The sequence below is a fragment of the Tardiphaga sp. genome (genome assembly GCF_025356345.1).
GTDB lineage: Bacteria > Pseudomonadota > Alphaproteobacteria > Rhizobiales > Xanthobacteraceae > Tardiphaga.
Map to the genome: position 1 here is coordinate 1 of NZ_JANXTC010000313.1, position 2,918 is coordinate 2,918.

At 60.5% G+C, this 2,918-nt stretch carries 4 protein-coding genes; 2 read left to right on the forward strand and 2 right to left on the reverse strand.

The window, feature by feature from the left end; genetic code table 11:
- Positions 1–216: 216 nt before the first annotated feature.
- Complete coding sequence (locus Q0S16_RS19080; protein ID WP_295851510.1) at positions 217–1,092, forward strand: hypothetical protein; 876 nt, start codon at positions 217–219, stop codon at positions 1,090–1,092.
- 385 nt (positions 1,093–1,477) lie between these two features.
- On the forward strand, positions 1,478–1,966 hold the full coding sequence (locus Q0S16_RS19085) for a hypothetical protein (RefSeq protein WP_295851513.1): 489 nt from the start codon (positions 1,478–1,480) through the stop codon (positions 1,964–1,966).
- A 140-nt stretch (positions 1,967–2,106) separates the two neighbouring features.
- On the opposite strand, the gene Q0S16_RS19090 is transcribed toward Q0S16_RS19085, so the two are convergent.
- Positions 2,107–2,355, reverse strand: a complete 249-nt coding sequence (locus tag Q0S16_RS19090) for a hypothetical protein (RefSeq protein WP_295851516.1) — start codon at positions 2,353–2,355, stop codon at positions 2,107–2,109.
- A gap of 178 nt (positions 2,356–2,533) precedes the next feature.
- A complete protein-coding gene (locus Q0S16_RS19095; RefSeq protein WP_295851518.1) occupies positions 2,534–2,728 on the reverse strand; it encodes a hypothetical protein in 195 nt (64 codons plus the stop codon).
- Between the last annotated feature and the right edge of the window lie 190 nt (positions 2,729–2,918).

The window sequence follows — 2,918 nt, forward strand, 5'->3', positions numbered from 1 at the left end:
TGAGCGCCGACCGCGCCGCGCTGTGGGAGCGCGTCTCCAGCGCCGCGTTCCTGACATTGAACGAGAAGCGCGAAGCGGTCGGCTACGCGCCGATCGAAGGCGGCGACCGGCTCGGCTAGGGCACGGTCGCCCGGCTCACGCGCGCTGCAGGCCGGGGCATTTCAAACGCCGGCGTCCAAGACACGTGACTTCCGTCTCTCTTTCGCGGACATCGCCATGATCGATCGTGATGCCATCTGGCATGCGCATCAGCGTGCCCGGTTCATGCGGCCCGATGTAGCGCGCTTCATGCGCCCCGACGCGGCGCGCGACATCCGCCCCGACGTCGCGCGCTTCCTGAAGCCGGGCAGCGATCCCGCGGATGTCTACCTGGCGCTGAAATACAGCCCGACCCAACGCCGCATTCCTGCCGGGCGTCCCGGCGGCGGACGCTGGACGAATGAAACGGAGGGCGGAGGCGGTGGTTCTGGCGACATCTCCTTCGGCAATTCTGGTGATGGCCCCCTTGAAGGCAGCGAGGACGTCGCGGCGACAGGTGATATGCCGCTTGGATTTGCTGAGCCCGAAAGCTCTGGCGGCCTGGACGACTGGAATTCGCTGCTGGGAAGCATCGGTGATGACCCGCGACCAATTCCGAATGCGAACCCGGACGATTTTGCGGACAATCTCGAGGAAGTGGCCGGCGGGACGCGGGGACGCGGCGGTCCGACCGACTATTTTCCAGGAGCGACGCCGGGGCAGCTTGTGCGCCTCGATCAAGCCGTTGCTCGTCCCGAGAATGCGCTGACGCAAATTCGGCGCTACGAACCAAGCTGGCAGCCGCGTGACCAAAGCATCGAAGCGCCCGGCAGTATCAATGGTGCGATCAGTACTGCCGAAGCGCGCGCCGTCTATGCGGAGTCCTACCTTACTCGCCTTCGAACAGGCATTGGTGGGAATTATGGCCCCCGCTGGATTAGTTGCCTCGAACTGGTTCGTCGCCGCGAACTTTCGACGGCGGGGCGTGGATCGATATCTATCGTACTATCAACAACGCGCCAAACCTGTTTGGCGACCCGATCTGGCCCCAAGACAAAGACACTGTTACCGTAAGCATGGTCGACGACCAACTTTTCGTTGGCGTCAATCGTTGGGCTCCAGGCTACACCACCGCAGATCTCGCACGAGCAATAGACGCTCGAAACGCTCTTATTCAGAAATACCCCGATGTAATGGCGACAGGTAACATTGGGGCGATACCGAATAATTCGCTGTTTCACGCCGAACCAAATCTCCTGATCCGAGCCGCGTATAGATTCGGCTCTCTAGAAAACAGAACAATCGAAATGGAAGTTGATCGCGAAGTTTGTTATAGTTGCGGTCAAGTTTTGCCAAAGCTTGGATTGGAATTAGGAAATCCCTATGTTGTCATTGTCGAGCGGGGTACGGGGACCAGGAGCGAAATGTGGAACGGCCAATGGCTCATATGGCGGCGTAAGTGAAAAAAACAATTCACTTCGATAGCTTTGAGAGGTCGGGGTGGCCGCTGCCTGCTGAAATCGAGCGCTTCTTCCTCGCTCCGAAGGGACAGGAATGGTCCTACCAGGGCGGCAACGACCATTGGGGTATCAGCATTGATGGCCTAAGCGGAACCGATGCTTTGCCGGAGCAGGAGCGAGTGAACGCGGCCCTTTCGATGCTCGGTCATCCGCATCTCGGTGTTTTCCTTGGTTACAGCAAATGGGACGGGCGCTCGCGTACTAAATTCAGCTACTATTCAAAAGGCGATTGCACGCAGTTCGGCAAGTTTGTGAAGTCGCTGCAGGGCGACATGTGGCCCGTCGCATTGTTTGTTCCCTTCCCGCTGGCTTGGCCGCCGGTGAGAGATTTCATGGCAACCGATGGTGAACTGCCGGCAAGCGCCGAGTGGATTGCCAGCCGGGATCTGCCACCAGGAACGTTTCCTGATGTTGGCACTGGATACTGACCGTGCATCTCCTGGAGCGATCCCAGTGCTGCGCTGTAGCCGGGAACACACCGCTCAAAAGCGGCGACCGGCTCGGCCAGGGCGCGGACGCCCGAGGCCGCCGGAGCAGTTCAACCCGGTTCTACCCTGCTTTAGCCCGGTCATCGCGCGTCCAGCGCGATGCGGTCGGCGCCGCGCTTCAGGGCCGCGGCGTCGTCCAGCGCCAGACGCGTTTCGCGGGCGCGTTGCAGTGCCTTGCGGATGTTCGGATCCTCGGAGCCGCTGTCGAAGGTGATCAGCTTGTTGCACTGAGGACAGTTGAGCTGATGGCCATTGCGCAGCCGGGTCGCGCGCTCGCGGAAAATCGACGTGCACTTGCTGCATTTGATTTTGACTTTTTCTTCAATCATCATGGTCTTTCAAAACGATCGTCTGAAAGACCCCGGTATCGACGAAATCATCTAAGCCCGGATTAAATGCGACCTGCAAATTACGCGCATTCAGCGTCGGCTACCGCGCCGATGATAGCTCGCGATCCCGCGTCATGTTCAATGCTGGCCCTGCGGGGCTGCGCCGCTGCCTCTGCTATCAGCCGTTCTGTCGGCGCTCGAAATCGCGCAGGAACGACAGCCCGTGCACGGTGAGGCGGTGCGGGTCGCGCTCGCCATCGAGGTAGAGGCGATCGAGATGTTGCGTCAGCTTGGCGCGCGCGCCGCGCGGCTCCGTGCGGTCGGCAAGGGCTTCGTAAATGCTGATGGCACGGTCGACGGGTTGTAGCTGCATGGCGGGCCTCGCAGGATATGACGGCGCGCTGGCCATCCGGACGCGGCCACCGATGTGACCGTTGGTTAGGTAAGGTCAGATGACATTTTTCGTTCCCGATTCAAGGATGATTTGGTTCAACTTTTCGCCAGGTGCGGCGTGGTGCGGAACCGGTGGTTCCAGTGTGGCTCAGGCGCCGGTCGGTTCTCGC

Coding starts and splice junctions, on each gene's coding strand:
- Q0S16_RS19090 (WP_295851516.1), bottom strand. CDS start 2,355: ATGATTGAAGAAAAAGTCAAAATCAAATGCAGCAAGTGCACGTCGATT.
- Q0S16_RS19095 (WP_295851518.1), bottom strand. CDS start 2,728: ATGCAGCTACAACCCGTCGACCGTGCCATCAGCATTTACGAAGCCCTT.
- Q0S16_RS19080 (WP_295851510.1), top strand. CDS start 217: ATGATCGATCGTGATGCCATCTGGCATGCGCATCAGCGTGCCCGGTTC.